This is a genomic window from Pseudomonas sp. BNK-15, from assembly GCF_047456105.1.
Classification (GTDB): Bacteria; Pseudomonadota; Gammaproteobacteria; order Pseudomonadales; family Pseudomonadaceae; genus Aquipseudomonas; species Aquipseudomonas putida_E.
The window spans coordinates 5052956-5066274 of record NZ_CP179898.1; the positions used below are offsets into that span (position 1 = coordinate 5052956).

Consider the following 13319-nt stretch of genomic DNA (forward strand, 5'->3'; position numbering starts at 1 on the left):
GGGTCAGCGCAGCTGGAACCAGGTTGTCTTGAGCTGGGTGTACTTGTCGAAGGCGTGCAGCGACAGGTCGCGACCAAAGCCCGACTGGCGGCCGCCGCCAAAGGGCACCGCCACATCAAGGGCATCGACCGTGTTGACCGAGACGGTGCCCGCCTTCAACTGCCGGGCCACCCGGTGGGCGCGGTTGAGGTCGTCGCTCCACAGCGAAGCGGCCAGGCCATAAACGCTGTCGTTGGCCAGGCGTACGGCCTGCGCTTCGTCGTCAAAGGCAGTGATCGCCAGCACCGGGCCGAACACTTCCTCGCGGGCCAGGGCCGAATCCGGGCGCACGTCGGCGAACACCGTTGGCGCAACAAAATTGTTCGAGCCGTTGAAGCTCAGCCGCTGGCCGCCGCACAACAGGCGGGCGCCGTCGCCCTGGGCCTGCTCGATGGCAGCCATGACACGTGCGCTCTGGGCGTCGTCGACGATGGCGCCGGCGCGGCTGGCCGGGTCCAGGGGGTCACCGGGCAGCCACTGGCGGGCCTTGGCCAGCAGGCGCTCGACGAATTCGTCGTGGACCGAGCGCTGCACATACAAGCGCGAATTGGCAGAGCACACTTCGCCCTGGTTGAAGAAGATGCCGAAGGCCGCTTTCTCCGCTGCCAGGTCCAGGTCCTGACAGTCGTCGAACACCAGGTTCGGGCTCTTGCCGCCGCACTCCAGCCACACCTGCTTGAGGTTGGATTGCGCCGAGTACTGCATGAAGTACTTGCCCACCTGGGTGGAGCCGGTGAACACCAGGCAATCCACATCCGGGTGCAGGCCAAGGGCACGGCCAGCGCTTTCACCCAGGCCCGGCACCACGTTCAGCACACCTTCGGGCACGCCTGCCTCAAGCGCCAGTTGGGCCAGGCGCAGGGCCGAGAACGGCGACTGCTCGGCGGGTTTGAGCACCACGCTGTTGCCGGCGGCCAGCGCCGGGGCGACCTTCCAGGCAGCCATGTCCAGCGGGAAATTCCACGGCACCACGGCGCCGACCACGCCCAGCGCTTCGCGCGTGACCGTGGCCAGGGCATTGCCTGCGGTTGGCGCGACCTGATCGTAGACCTTATCCAGCGCCTCGCCGTACCAGGCGAATACGTTGGCCGCGCCGGGCACATCGATGGTGTAGGCGTCCATCACCGGCTTGCCCATGTTCAGCGAGTCGAGCAACGCCAGCTCCTCGCGGTGGGCCATCATCAGTTCGGCCAAGCGCAGCAACACGCCCTTGCGTGCCGCAGGTGCCATGCGCGCCCAGGGGCCTTGCTCGAAGGCGCGACGCGCCGAACGCACAGCCTGGTCGATTTCGGTATCGCCGCAAGCGGCGACCTGGGCCAGCAACTGCCGGTTGGCCGGGTTGATGGCATCGAAGGTCAGCCCTGACCGGGCCGCCAGCGGGCGGCCGTCGATCAGCGCCGTGGTGATGAAGCTTTGCCGTGCAGCGCGCTGCTGCCAATCGCTTTTCGTATGCACGCAGGTCTCCCTTGCGGCCGCGCGGGCGGCCGGTTGCAGTTGTTGTAGGTGTGGGTGGCCGTGGCGCCGTCAGCGCCTTCGCAGGTAACTTTCCAACGGGTCCTTGCTCAAGCCTTCCTGGGCCTGGGCCAGCGAATCGATGAACAGCGAGAACAGCTCGGACTGCTTGGCGATATCGAGCTTGGTGTAGAGGTTCTTGCGGTGGGTCTTGACCGTGTCTTCACTGATGCCCAGGCGCTCGGCCAGCGAGCGCGTGGAGTGGCCGCGCAGCAGGTACTGGGCGATGCGGCACTCGCGCTCGGTGAGCAGCGAGGAGCCGAAGTTGTTCAGCGCGGCGTTGATCTGCCGGCCCAGGGCACTTTCGAAGCGCCCGCCCACGGCATCGACATCCAGGTGGCTCCACTGGCGCCGCACCACGGCCACCACCCAGGGCGCCACACATTTGAGGTCGCTGACCTGCTGACGGTCCAGGCGTCGGGTACTGGCCAGGGCCACGGCGATGGTCAGGTGTTCATCCAGAGGGACGATGAAGTTCAGTTCGTCCTCCAGGTGTGCGTGCTGGTAGAACGACAGGTAGTACTCGCTGCGCTTGAAATGGTCGGGGGCAACGTCGCTGAGGCGAAAGCAGCCGGCAGCCACACCGTCCATGCAGGCACGGTAGAACGGGCACAGCAGGTAGTAGCCTTCCAGGTAGCGCTGCACGTTGCCTTCGGGCAGCCATGGGCCCTCCTCGTCCTTGACGAACAACGCCGAGGGCAGGCCCTTGCGTGGGTAAAGAAACACCGTGATGGCCTGGCACGGCGCAAGCAACTTGAGCGCGGCGAACAGCGCCTCGACGAAGCCCGGCGTGCCTTGGGCGTCGATGACACGGGCCATCTGCGCGTACCAGTCGGGCGATTTCAGCCGGTCTTTGCTCATTGTCGTCGTCCCATGCCGGGGTGGTCATGGTTGGGATTCTTGCATGGGATGCCGGGGGCGGCCATCACCCTTCGGGGTGAGGTTGTGGCATGCTCTGCAGCTCTTTCATTTCAGGGCCTGAACATGCTGATCGACGAAGAACTGACCCTGAAAAAACTCGAGACCTTCCTCGCCTTCATGCGCAGCGGCAACCTCGGGCGCGCCGCCGCCGAGTTGTCCACCAGCGCGGTCAGCGTGCACCGGGCCATTCATTCGCTGGAAAGCGCCCTGCGCTGCCCGCTGTTCAAGCACGAAGGCCGTCAGCTGATTCCGCTGGAAAGCGCCTATGTGCTGGAAAAGAAAGCCCGCCAGTTGATCCAGGACGCTGAGCAGATGGTGCGCCAGACCCGCGAGGCGGCTGGTTTCTACGCCGAGCGCTTCCGCCTCGGGGCCCTGTATTCGCTGACCGTGAAGACCGTGCCCAAACTGGTGATGGGCCTGAAGCTGCGGCGCAGCGAGCTGAACATCGACCTGACCCTGGGCTCGAATGTCGACCTGCTGCAGCGGCTGAAGAACCATGAACTGGAAGCGGTGCTGGTGTCGCTGGATGAAAGCGCGGCCGACCCTGCCTGCGAGCAATTGCCGCTGTTCTCCGACGATATCTACCTCGCCGTGCCCACTGATTCGCCGTTTGCCGAGCAGCAGGAGGTGGACCTGGCGGACCTGGCCGAGTCCACCTTCATCACCCTGACCCAAGGCTTTGCCACCCACCGCGATGGCGCACGGGTGTTCCAGCAGGCCGGGTTCGAGCCGAAGGTGGCGATGCAGGTGAACGATATCTTCACCCTGCTCAGCATGGTCAGTTCGGGGGTGGGCTTTGCACTGTTGCCGGGGCGCATTGCTGCGGTGTACGAAAACCGGGTGAAGCTGATTGCGCTGCAGCCGCGTTACCGGCTGCAGCAACATATCGGCGTGGTGTTCCTCAAGGCCCGGGAGCGCGAGCCCAACCTGCTGGCGCTGCTGGCGGAATGCCGAATGTACAGCCGGGAAAACTGAGCGGCGCACACCGCGGCGGTTCGCCAGAACCACCGCGACAAAGCCGGCCTACGCCACCAGGCCACGCATGCAGAAGTACAGCAGCGAAGGCCCCAGCAGGCAGCCCAAGGCGGTGTAGAACGCTGCGGTCAGGCAGCCATAGGGCACCAGCTTGGGATCGGTCGCCGCCAGCCCACCGGCCACACCGCTGGAGGTGCCCATCAAGCCACCGAAGATCACCGCAGTGCGCGGGTTGTTCAAACCGATCATCGGTGCCACGAATGGCGTCACCACCATGACCAGGATCGCTTTGACCAGCCCGGCGGCAATCGACAGCGCCATCACCTCGGAGCTTGCGCCAATCGCAGCGCCCGTCACCGGCCCGACGATATAGGTCACTGCCCCGGCGCCGATGGTGGTCAGGCTGACCGCATCGGTGTAACCAAAGGCCATGGCCACCCCTACCCCTGCGACGAACGAGGTGCCGATGCCGAAGAACAGCGATATCACCCCGGACACCCCGGCGCGCTTGAGTTCTTCGATGTTGACGCCAAAGGCCGTGGCGACGATGGCAAAGTCCCGCAACATGGCCCCGCCCAGCAGGCCGATGCCCGACAGCAGCGGAATGTCCACCAGCCCTTTTTGCCCGCCCGTCATCACCCCGCCGACGTAAGACAACGCCAGGCCCAGGAAAATAGCGATGGCAGAGCCGTGCAAACGCCCGCGGGTCAGCTTGTCGGAGAACCAGTAGGACAGCCACATGGTCACGCCGATCACCGCGAAACCACTGACCAGGCCATAACCGTTGATCACTTTCATCATGGATTCGTACATGGCGGTCACCGTTGCGCAGCAGTCAGGGGTTTGTCGGTGCCCGCCTCAGGCTTCTTTTGCCCGATGCGGTCCAGCAGCGGCACCATGGCAAAGCTTGCGACCACCGCCACGACGCCTGCCGTTATCGCCATCGGCCCACCGGACAACGCGCCCAGCACATTCTGCTGGGCGGCCATGGCCACCACGATGGGGATGTAAATGGCGCTCCAGAATTCCACGCCCTGTTCGGACTTGGCCTTGATCAGGCCACGCTTGTTGAGGTAACTGCCGATGAAAATCAGCAGCAGCATGGCGATGCCGACACCGCCGACGTTGGCAGGTACGCCCAGGAGCTTGCCCAGGAGTTCACCGATAAACAGGCCTACAAGGGTACACAGGGCCAGAAAGGCCACACCGTAGATGATCATTGTTGTTGTCCTCGCGTTGGGTCGAAGTTGCTTGTTGTTGTCCTTCGAAAAACACGGCATTTATGGGCGCTGGCTGACCTCCTGACGCAGCAGGGCGTCCACTGTATCGAGTCGGGTTTGCTCCAGGGCAAGCACGCGCCCCTGTTCGAACACCGGGCGGGCCAGGCCGGTCAGCACGCTGCCCGGCGGTAGCTCCAGGTGCAGGCGCACACCGCGCTCATAGGCGTTGCGCAACGTAGCACGCCAGTCGACGAGCCGGGCCATGTTGCCGGCCAGGTCGTCACGCAGGCGTTGCGGGTCCAACAGCGGCCGCGCGCTGCTGCCACTGAGGTAGGTGATGCGCGGGCGGTTGATCTTAACGCTGGCAAACGCGTGTGCCAGCTCGGCCGCCGGGCCGTCGAGCAAGCGGCAATGGGAGGGCACGCTGACCGCCAGGCGCCTGGCCACGCCCTGGCCACGGCTGCGCGCCCTGGCGGCAACCTCGGCCATGGCCGTGTCGCTGCCGGCGATGACGATCTGGTTGTCGCTGTTGAGGTTGGCCAGGTACACCTCGCCGCCCACCTGCGCCAACAAGCGCTCGACACTGGCCAGATCCAGGCCACTCAGAGCGGTCATGCCGTAGCCTTGTGGGTAGGCACGTTGCATGAGCTCACCACGCAGGGCCACAAGGCGTACGGCATCGGTAAAGGCCAGGGCGCCCGCGGTGACGGCGGCAGGGTAGGCGCCTATCGACAGCCCTGCCACATAGTCGGGGGCCGGGCTGCGTTGCAATAACGTGCGCGCCCAGGCCACCCCGGCCAACAGCAGGCACAACTGCACGGCCCGGGTCGATTGCAATGCCTGCTGGCTGTCCAGGGCCAGCACCTGTTCATTGAGGGTGTCACTGGCCTCTTCCAGCAACGCTGCCGAGCCTTCGGGCAGGCGATGCAGCATCCCCGCCTGCTGCGCGCCCTGGCCAGGGAAGGCGAACAGGCTGCTCACGCTGCGCACTCCAGCAGGTTCCATGGGTCGGCCACCAGCCGTGCGCCAAGCGCCGACTTGAGCAGCACGCGCTGCGCCACCCCGGCCCATTCGCGAAGGGCGATGCCACCTGCAGGGGTTTGCAGTTGCACGTCGATACGGCAAGGGCCGCAGTCGAGGCTATCGAGCAACTCACGCGCCTTTGCCCGGCTCATGGGCCGCGGTGTACGTAGCAGCAGGTCGAGGTCGCTGGCCGCGTGCAGCACCTCAACCCCTGTAGCCAGCTGGTAACCCACCCCACCCGTCGGCCCCCAGGCCAGCCCGCAGGCGTCGAGCACAGGGGCCACGCTGGCCAGCGCCTGTAGCGCGGCCCAGGGGCTCGCGCCCTGCCCGCGCAAGGCTTCGGGGCGCAGTTGCCGGCGAATGTCCGCCACGCGCATCTGAACACCCAGGCGCTGCGCGCGCCCCTCCCCGCGCAGCCCCACCGCCACCCAACCTGCCGCGCAGCAGGCACGGCGCACCACCACCGGCTGCCCGGCCGCCAGTACCTGCGTGGCCCAGGCAGGGGCATCGACAGGCAGCGCGGCCGGGGTCATCCCCCAGAGCAGGTCATGTGGCTGCGGCGCGCTCATCTCAGGCCTCCTGCCACTGGCTGCGCAAGCGTGCACGCACTTCGCGGGACGCACTGCGGTGCTCGCCGGCCAACCGTGACGTCAGGTCGGTCGTGTTGCCGATATCGCGCAGCGCTTCGGCCAGGCACGCACGCACCTGGGCCAGATCGCTTGCGCTCGGGGTATCCGCGTTGTCCACACTCAGGCGCCGCCACAAAAGGCCCAGCGAGGCATAGCTGGCCAGGTCGTAGGCCATCGGCGGCACCTCGGCGGCCAAGGTTTCCAATTCTTCGACGCTGCGCAAGGTGATCCGCGCCGCCGCCGCCTTGCCCATCGCGTGCACCATCACCCCGCTGTCATCCAGCGCAATCAGCCGCTGGGCCTGGTAGCCGTGGGCCAGAAACGCACCGGACATGGCCTTGCCCACCAGCAGGCCAATAACCGGGTGCCCGGCCAGGCGTGCCTGGGCATAGGCCTGCACCGCAGCGGCCAGCGCCTGGTGGATGCCCAAGGCTTCCTCGCGGCGGCCATAGGCCTGGCTGGGCACATCAATGACCGCGACGATGGCGCGCTTCTCGCCATCGCGGTCCAGCTCAATCGCCTCGCTCACCGCCTTGGCCAAGGCCCAGCCTTCGAGCAGGCCGACTTCACCGTTGCGCGCCCGGGGGAACGGGTTGTGCGCATCCGGCACCACGGCAATGAAGCGCGCCGTGCGGTTGTCCAGCTCGCCGTCGATGACCCGCAGCGAGGCGGGATATCCTGGCAGTGCTTCGCTGCCGGCCAGGCCTGGCAGCCAGTTCAGGGCACGGTTCATGGGGCATCTCCTTGGTAAAGGGCGCGTACGGCGGCGGCGTCCAGTTGCGGGCAGTCATTGCCCAGGCTGGCAAGCCGCTCGAGGTACCAGGCGTGGCGGCCTGCGCGGTTGGCACTGGGTACGTCGAGCAACTGCAGCAGCTGCTGGCGAATGCTGTCGACGTCATCGGCCACATAACCATCCACCAGGCCGCTGGCATATCGTTGCTCGCCACCGGTCAGGCTCCAGATGAAGGGGCGGTCCTTGGCGTCGTACTCGGCGATGCCAGCTTCCTGCTCGATCACCTGCGGGCCGTTGAGGCCCAGGCGCGCCTCACGGGTCACCAGCAGGTGGCTGCACAGCCCCGCTGCGATGGACATGCCGCCAAAGCAGCCCACCGAGCCTGCGACCAGCCCGACCACCGGCTGATGGCGGCGCAGCTCGACGATGGCCGCCTGGATCTCGGCAATCGCCGCAAGGCCCAGGTTGGCCTCCTGCAGGCGCACCCCGCCGGTCTCCAGCAGCAGCACGGCGCAGGTCGGGATGCCGTTGCGGTTGTCTTCTATGGCCAGCTCCAGCGCACCGGCAATCTTGGCCCCGCCCACTTCGCCCATGCTGCCGCCCTGGAACGCGCCTTCGATGGCGGCGATGACCGTGTTGCGGCCACCGAGCAAGCCCTTGGCGATGACCACGCCGTCGTCGGCCTGGGGCACGATGCCCTGGCGCGGCAACCACGGCGACATCAGCCGCTCGAACGGGCCTAGCAGCTCGCGAAAACTGCCCGGGTCGAGCAAGGTGCGGGCACGCTGGCGCGCTCCCAGTTCGACGAAGCTGCGGCTCTGCAGCAAGCGTTCGGTGTCAGTCATGGGCGATCTCCTCGAAACCTTGCTCAAGGCGCAGGCGTACCACGCCAGGCGTGGCGCCGAAATCATGGATGTCGATGTTCACCGCCGGCCACCTGCGCCCTTGGAACAGGCGCTGGAACAGTTGCTCCCAGCGGGCGCCGCTGCCGTTGACCGAGGTCACCACCTGGATGTTCAGGCTGCCGGCCGTGCCGGGCTCCATCAGGACTTCCAGGTCGCCCGAGCTGACGCAACCCACCAGGGTGCGGCCACGGCCAGGCTCGGCGGCAGGGAATTGAAAGGTCAGGGTTTCCATGTCACAGGCTCCCGGCTTTGTCGAGGAACAGGCAGGCGGCCAGCAGGTCGGCGGCACCGCCCGGTGAGGCGTTCAGTTGCAACAGTTGGGTGTCCAGCAGGCGCAAGTGGCGGCGGCCGTCGAGGGTGGCACTGCCACCGGCTGCGAGCACATGGCGGGCGCCCTGTTGGAGCGTTTGCAGGCCCTCGGGGCCGGCGCGCCAGAGCACGCAGGTGTCACTCAGCGCGGCCATGATCGCCAGCAAGGCATCGAGGCGTGCGTGGTTTTCGCTGACACCGTTGGCGCGGCTGCGGCGCAGTTGCGGCAGGCCGTGTTCGATCACGGCAGGAAAGCCCTGTTGCGCCTGTTCGCGGGCACCGCCGGCGCCGTAACGGTGGCGCACCTGGGTGCCGTGGCTGTCGTGGGCGGTGGCGGCCGGGTCATCGATCAGGGCGATGCGCCCGGCACGGGCTGCGACGGTACTCGCGTCAGCCTGGGCATCCAGGGCCCGGGCGGCCACCAGCAAGCCAAGGGCCCATATCGCGCCGCGGTGGGTATTGACCCCGGCGGTGGTGGCCAGCATCGCAGCCTCCCCTTCACGGCCGATACGGCCCAGCTCGATGCGCAGCGCCAGGCCAACCTCGCCATGGGCCTGGGCGGCGTCGGCCATTTGCCGCAAGCAAGGCCAAAGGGCAAGCGCCGAGGCATGCATAAGGGCCAGCGTCATGTCGCTGTGCGCGCCGCTGCTACGCCGGTCCACCAGGCCGGGCTTGGGTGACAGGTCGGCCTCGTCCAGCAGGGCTTCCACGGCCAGGTCGGCCAGCCGGTCGGCAAGGGGAATGGCGTTTTCAGGTGCCGGCCTGATCGCCGGCAAGCCTGCCCCCACAGGGATCGTGCAGTTTTCAAGCGGGCGGCCGGCCCGGTGAAGGGGATCATAGGGTTGCAGATCGAATAGTTGCATCACCAGCTCCTGAACCGTGCGGGCGGGTTGTACAGGCCACCGGACCACTCCACCAGGTCGGCGATGCTGCGCGCAGCGAGCAGTTCACGGCTGGCATCGGTACGGCGGATGCCCAGGTCTTCGGGCAAGGCCACCAGGCCTTGCTGGCGCAGGCGCAAGGTGTCCTTGGGGTCATGGCGCAAGCCGATGGCGGTGACCCCGGCCACGGCGGCGATCATCTGCTGGCGCTCTTGCAGGCTGCGGGCCTTGTACAGGTACGCGATACCCTCTTCGGTGAGCAGGTGGGTGACGTCATCGCCGTAGATCATCACCGGTGCCAGCGGCATGCCGGCCTTCTTCGCCACGTCCACGGCGTCCAGGGTTTCGACGAAGGTCGGTTTGCCGCCTTCCTGGTAGGTTTCGACCATCTGCACCACCAGCTTGCGGCCGCGTTCGAGCAAGGTGTCGGGCACCGTCATGTCGAGCCAGGCCGGGGTGGCGTGGCGCCTGCCGCGGGGGTCGTGGCCCATGTTGGGTGCGCCGCCGAAGCCGGCCAGGCGGCCGCGGGTGACGGTCGAGGAATGGCCATCACCATCGACCTGCAAGGTGGCGCCGATGAACAGGTCGACCGCGTACTGCCCGGCCAGCTGGCACATCATGCGGTTGGAGCGCAGCGAGCCGTCGCGGCCGGTGAAAAACACGTCCGGGCGTTGCGCGATGTAGTCTTCCATGCCCAGTTCGGTGCCGAAGCAATGCACGCTTTCGACCCAGCCGGTCTCGATGGCCGGGATCAGCGTGGGGTGCGGGTTGAGCGTCCAGTTGCGGCAGATCTTGCCCTTCAGGCCCAGCGACTCGCCGTAGGTCGGCAAAATCAGCTCGATGGCGGCCGTGTTGAAACCAATGCCGTGGTTGAGCGACTGCACGTTGTGTTTTTCGTAGATGCCGCGGATGGCCATCATCGCCATCAGCACGTGCACCGGTTTGATGTGCCGTGGGTCGCGGGTGAACAGTGGCTCGATATAAAACGGCTGGTCAGCGACCACCACGAAGTCCACCCAGGAAGCCGGAATGTCCACGCGCGGCAGGTCGTCGACGCGGTCGACCAGCTGGTTGACCTGGGCGATCACCAGGCCATCGCTGAAGGCGGCCGGCTCCACCAGTGCCGGCGTGTCCTCGGTACTGGGGCCGGTATACAGGTTGCCGTCACGGTCGGCCATGAACCCGGCGACCAGGGTTACATTGGGGATCAGGTCGACCAGCAGGCGCGAATACAACTCGATGTAGGTATGAATGGCGCCGACTTCGAGCTGGCCGTCTTCCAGCAACTGGCCGATGCGCAGGCTCTGCGGGCCGGCGAAAGAAAAGTCGAGCTTGCGGGCGATACCCCGTTCGAACAGGTCCAGATGCTCGGCACGGCTGACGCTGGGCATGATCATGTGCAGGTCGTGCAGGCGCTCGGGGTCGGCCTTGGCCAGCGAACGGGAGAGGAAGTCGGCCTGCTTCTGGTTGTTGCCTTCGAGCACCACCCGGTCCCCTGGGGCGATCAACAGCTCCAGTGCCTCGACGATGCGCTCGGTTGGCAGCACCACACCGTCGGCCAGGTGACGGACCCGCTCCAGGCGGCGCTGCTTCTCGGCGCGCCGCCTGGACCATTGCGGCGGTGGATTCTTCGTTATGGTCATGGGTGACTCCACGGGTTCGCTGTCGTGGGGGCACAGTAGGACGCGGGGGTTGGGTGATCAATCAAGCTGGGGGCGTGATCGTTACGGTCAGGGTAATGGTTGCAAGAGGGTTGCCTGCAATGCACGACCCTGAAAAACTCAAAGCCGTAGCCATGGCAAAAACGCACGCCTCACCTGCAGATATATCCATTGTGCAGGGCAATTTTGCATGACAGGATCCACCGATCCTCCAGCGCACTCCAGACTTCACTTGGAAAATCAATAACAAAGCAGGGAGAACGCGATGACCGCGCACGCTCATACCTCGGCAACGGCCCATGTACTGGCCGAGGTCCGCAACCAGATTGGCCACCTCACCCTCAACCGCCCCAGTGGCCTCAACGCCCTGACCCTCGACATGGTGCGCAGCCTGCGCCAGCACCTGGACCACTGGGCCGACGACCCGCAAGTGCAAGCGGTAGTGCTGCGCGGCGAAGGCCCCAAAGGCTTTTGCGCCGGCGGCGACATCCGCTCGCTGCATGACAGCTACAAGGCTGGCGACACGCTGCACGAAGACTTCTTCGTCGAGGAATACGCCCTTGACCTGGCGATCCACCGCTACCGCAAACCGGTGCTGGTGCTGATGGACGGCTTCACCCTGGGTGGCGGCATGGGCCTGGCACAGGGCTGCGACCTGCGTATCGTCACCGAGCGCAGCCGGCTGGGGATGCCCGAAGTCGGCATCGGCTATTTCCCCGACGTTGGCGGCAGCTACTTCCTCTCGCGCATCCCCGGGGAGCTGGGCACCTACCTGGGCGTCAGTGGCGCGCAGATCCAGGCGGCCGACGCGCTGTATTGCGGGCTGGCCGACTGGTACCTGCCAAGCGAAAAACTCGCGGAACTGGATGAAGGCCTCGACCAACTGGACTTCGGCGCCCATCCGCTCAAGGCGTTGCAAAACCTGCTCGCGAAGCTGGGCAGCCAGGTGCTGGACGATGCGCCGCTGGAAAAACTGCGCCCGGTCATCGACCACTTCTTCGCCCTGCCTGATATGGCAGCAATCATCGAGCAACTGCGGGCAGTCAGCATCGGCGACAGCCACCAGTGGGCACTGGCCACCGCCGACCAGCTGGAAAGCCGCTCGCCACTGGCCATGGCGGTTACCCTGGAGATGTTGCGCCGCGGCCGTTACCTGCCGCTGGAAGCGTGCTTCGCCATGGAGCTGCACCTTGACCGCCAGTGGTTCCAGCACGGCGACATCATCGAAGGTGTGCGCGCCCTGATCATCGACAAGGACAAGCAGCCACGCTGGAACCCGCCGACCTTGGCGGGCCTGCAACGCCAGCGCGTCGACCAATTCTTCGAAGGCCTGTGAGCCGGGGAGTACACAGATGCAAGACCTGGAACTGAGCGAAGAGCAGATCATGATCCGCGACATGGCCCGGGACTTCGCCCGCGGCGAAATCGCCCCGCATGCCCAGGCCTGGGAAAAAGCCGGCTGGATCGATGACGGCGTGGTGCGCAAGATGGGTGAGCTGGGCCTCTTGGGCATGGTGGTGCCGGAAGACTTCGGCGGCAGCTACACCGACTACGTGGCCTATGCCCTGGCCGTCGAGGAAATCTCCGCAGGCTGTGGCGCCACCGGTGCGATGATGAGCATCCACAATTCGGTGGGCTGCGGCCCGCTGCTGGCCTATGGCACGCCCGAGCAGCAGCAGGCATGGCTACCGCGCCTGGCCAGCGGCGAGGTGATCGGCTGCTTCTGCCTGACCGAGCCACAGGCCGGTTCCGAAGCGCACAACCTGCGCACCCGCGCCGAGTTGATCGACGGCCAATGGGTGATCAATGGCGCCAAGCAGTTCGTCAGCAACGCCCGCCGCGCGGGCCTGGCGATCGTCTTTGCCGTGACCGACCCAGAGCTGGGCAAGAAAGGCCTCTCCGCATTCCTGGTACCCACCGACAACCCGGGGTTCAAGGTCGATCGCAGCGAGCACAAGATGGGGATCCGCGCATCCGACACCTGCGCCGTGACCTTCGACAATTGCCGCATCCCCGCCGCCAACCTGTTGGGCGAGCGTGGCAAGGGCCTGGCCATTGCCTTGTCCAACCTCGAAGGCGGGCGTATCGGCATCGCGGCCCAGGCCCTGGGCATCGCCCGTGCCGCGTTCGAGGCTGCGCTGGTCTATTCCCGCGACCGGGTGCAGTTCGGCAAGCCGATCAACGAGCACCAGAGCATCGCCAACCTGCTGGCCGACATGCAGGTGCAGGTCAATGCCGCACGGCTGCTGATCCTGCATGCCGCACGTCTGCGCAGCGCAGGCAGACCCTGCCTGTCGGAGGCGTCACAGGCCAAGCTGTTCGCATCGGAGATGGCCGAGCGGGTGTGCTCGATGGCGATCCAGGTGCATGGCGGCTATGGCTACCTGGAAGATTACCCGGTCGAGCGCTATTACCGTGACGCACGCATCACGCAGATCTATGAAGGGTCGAGCGAGATCCAGCGGATGTTGATTGCCAGGGAGTTGAAGCACTATCCGTTGTGATGTTCCT

Annotated in this window: 14 protein-coding genes; 3 read left to right on the forward strand and 11 right to left on the reverse strand. The window is 66.2% G+C overall.

Translation table 11 applies throughout. The annotated features are described in order from the left end of the window. Positions 1–3: 3 nt before the first annotated feature. A complete protein-coding gene (locus tag ACMGF5_RS23230; RefSeq protein ID WP_414157288.1) occupies positions 4–1494 on the reverse strand; it encodes an aldehyde dehydrogenase in 1491 nt (496 codons plus the stop codon). A 69-nt stretch (positions 1495–1563) separates the two neighbouring features. Beyond that, positions 1564–2412 carry a helix-turn-helix transcriptional regulator gene (locus ACMGF5_RS23235; protein ID WP_119687137.1) on the reverse strand — a complete coding sequence of 283 codons (849 nt, stop codon included), beginning with the start codon at positions 2410–2412 and terminating at the stop codon, positions 1564–1566. Between the two features lie 123 nt (positions 2413–2535). Between ACMGF5_RS23235 and ACMGF5_RS23240 the strand changes: the two genes are divergently transcribed. Continuing rightward, positions 2536–3447 (forward strand): LysR substrate-binding domain-containing protein, encoded by a 912-nt coding sequence (locus ACMGF5_RS23240; protein WP_125923687.1) that lies wholly within the window; start codon positions 2536–2538, stop codon positions 3445–3447. Between the two features lie 48 nt (positions 3448–3495). Here the strand turns inward: ACMGF5_RS23240 and madM are convergent, their stop codons facing one another. The 9 genes from madM to mdcA are packed head-to-tail and all read right to left on the reverse strand — an operon-like array spanning position 3496 to position 10790. Continuing rightward, positions 3496–4260: a malonate transporter subunit MadM gene (gene madM, locus ACMGF5_RS23245; RefSeq protein WP_012314725.1), complete on the reverse strand. Its 765-nt coding sequence runs from the start codon at positions 4258–4260 to the stop codon at positions 3496–3498. Between the two features lie 5 nt (positions 4261–4265). Beyond that, positions 4266–4667 carry a malonate transporter subunit MadL gene (gene madL / locus ACMGF5_RS23250; RefSeq protein WP_046786022.1) on the reverse strand — a complete coding sequence of 134 codons (402 nt, stop codon included), beginning with the start codon at positions 4665–4667 and terminating at the stop codon, positions 4266–4268. 60 nt (positions 4668–4727) lie between these two features. Continuing rightward, positions 4728–5648 carry a malonate decarboxylase subunit epsilon gene (gene mdcH, locus ACMGF5_RS23255; RefSeq protein WP_115275532.1) on the reverse strand — a complete coding sequence of 307 codons (921 nt, stop codon included), beginning with the start codon at positions 5646–5648 and terminating at the stop codon, positions 4728–4730. Next, positions 5645–6259 (reverse strand): malonate decarboxylase holo-ACP synthase, encoded by a 615-nt coding sequence (locus tag ACMGF5_RS23260; RefSeq protein ID WP_115274636.1) that lies wholly within the window; start codon positions 6257–6259, stop codon positions 5645–5647. Before ACMGF5_RS23260 ends, mdcH begins: the two co-directional genes overlap by 4 nt. A gap of 1 nt (position 6260) precedes the next feature. Then, positions 6261–7052, reverse strand: coding sequence for a biotin-independent malonate decarboxylase subunit gamma (mdcE, locus tag ACMGF5_RS23265; RefSeq protein ID WP_046786020.1), 792 nt, complete (start codon positions 7050–7052; stop codon positions 6261–6263). Continuing rightward, complete coding sequence (locus ACMGF5_RS23270) at positions 7049–7897, reverse strand: biotin-independent malonate decarboxylase subunit beta (RefSeq protein ID WP_046786019.1); 849 nt, start codon at positions 7895–7897, stop codon at positions 7049–7051. The genes mdcE and ACMGF5_RS23270 overlap by 4 nt, the downstream gene beginning before the upstream one ends. Continuing rightward, entirely contained in the window at positions 7890–8189 is a 300-nt protein-coding gene (locus ACMGF5_RS23275; protein WP_414157289.1) for a malonate decarboxylase subunit delta, read from the reverse strand. The genes ACMGF5_RS23270 and ACMGF5_RS23275 overlap by 8 nt, the downstream gene beginning before the upstream one ends. A gap of 1 nt (position 8190) precedes the next feature. After that, positions 8191–9129 carry a triphosphoribosyl-dephospho-CoA synthase gene (locus tag ACMGF5_RS23280; RefSeq protein ID WP_204918124.1) on the reverse strand — a complete coding sequence of 313 codons (939 nt, stop codon included), beginning with the start codon at positions 9127–9129 and terminating at the stop codon, positions 8191–8193. Beyond that, complete coding sequence (gene mdcA, locus ACMGF5_RS23285; protein WP_251962577.1) at positions 9129–10790, reverse strand: malonate decarboxylase subunit alpha; 1662 nt, start codon at positions 10788–10790, stop codon at positions 9129–9131. The genes ACMGF5_RS23280 and mdcA overlap by 1 nt, the downstream gene beginning before the upstream one ends. A 283-nt stretch (positions 10791–11073) precedes the next feature. Here mdcA and ACMGF5_RS23290 point away from each other — a divergent pair, with 283 nt between their 5' ends. Beyond that, on the forward strand, positions 11074–12144 hold the full coding sequence (locus ACMGF5_RS23290) for an enoyl-CoA hydratase/isomerase family protein (protein ID WP_204918126.1): 1071 nt from the start codon (positions 11074–11076) through the stop codon (positions 12142–12144). Positions 12145–12160: 16 nt separating this feature from the next. Then, on the forward strand, positions 12161–13312 hold the full coding sequence (locus tag ACMGF5_RS23295; RefSeq protein ID WP_115274632.1) for an acyl-CoA dehydrogenase family protein: 1152 nt from the start codon (positions 12161–12163) through the stop codon (positions 13310–13312). The last annotated feature ends 7 nt before the right edge of the window (positions 13313–13319 follow it).

Bases quoted from the DNA above. Each gene is read 5' to 3' on its own strand.
- ACMGF5_RS23235 (WP_119687137.1), bottom strand. From the start codon at position 2,412: ATGAGCAAAGACCGGCTGAAATCGCCCGACTGGTACGCGCAGATGGCC.
- ACMGF5_RS23240 (WP_125923687.1), top strand. From the start codon at position 2,536: ATGCTGATCGACGAAGAACTGACCCTGAAAAAACTCGAGACCTTCCTC.
- madM (WP_012314725.1), bottom strand. From the start codon at position 4,260: ATGTACGAATCCATGATGAAAGTGATCAACGGTTATGGCCTGGTCAGT.
- madL (WP_046786022.1), bottom strand. From the start codon at position 4,667: ATGATCATCTACGGTGTGGCCTTTCTGGCCCTGTGTACCCTTGTAGGC.
- ACMGF5_RS23260 (WP_115274636.1), bottom strand. From the start codon at position 6,259: ATGAGCGCGCCGCAGCCACATGACCTGCTCTGGGGGATGACCCCGGCC.
- mdcE (WP_046786020.1), bottom strand. From the start codon at position 7,052: ATGAACCGTGCCCTGAACTGGCTGCCAGGCCTGGCCGGCAGCGAAGCA.
- ACMGF5_RS23270 (WP_046786019.1), bottom strand. From the start codon at position 7,897: ATGACTGACACCGAACGCTTGCTGCAGAGCCGCAGCTTCGTCGAACTG.
- ACMGF5_RS23275 (WP_414157289.1), bottom strand. From the start codon at position 8,189: ATGGAAACCCTGACCTTTCAATTCCCTGCCGCCGAGCCTGGCCGTGGC.
- ACMGF5_RS23280 (WP_204918124.1), bottom strand. From the start codon at position 9,129: ATGCAACTATTCGATCTGCAACCCTATGATCCCCTTCACCGGGCCGGC.
- mdcA (WP_251962577.1), bottom strand. From the start codon at position 10,790: ATGACCATAACGAAGAATCCACCGCCGCAATGGTCCAGGCGGCGCGCC.
- ACMGF5_RS23290 (WP_204918126.1), top strand. From the start codon at position 11,074: ATGACCGCGCACGCTCATACCTCGGCAACGGCCCATGTACTGGCCGAG.
- ACMGF5_RS23295 (WP_115274632.1), top strand. From the start codon at position 12,161: ATGCAAGACCTGGAACTGAGCGAAGAGCAGATCATGATCCGCGACATG.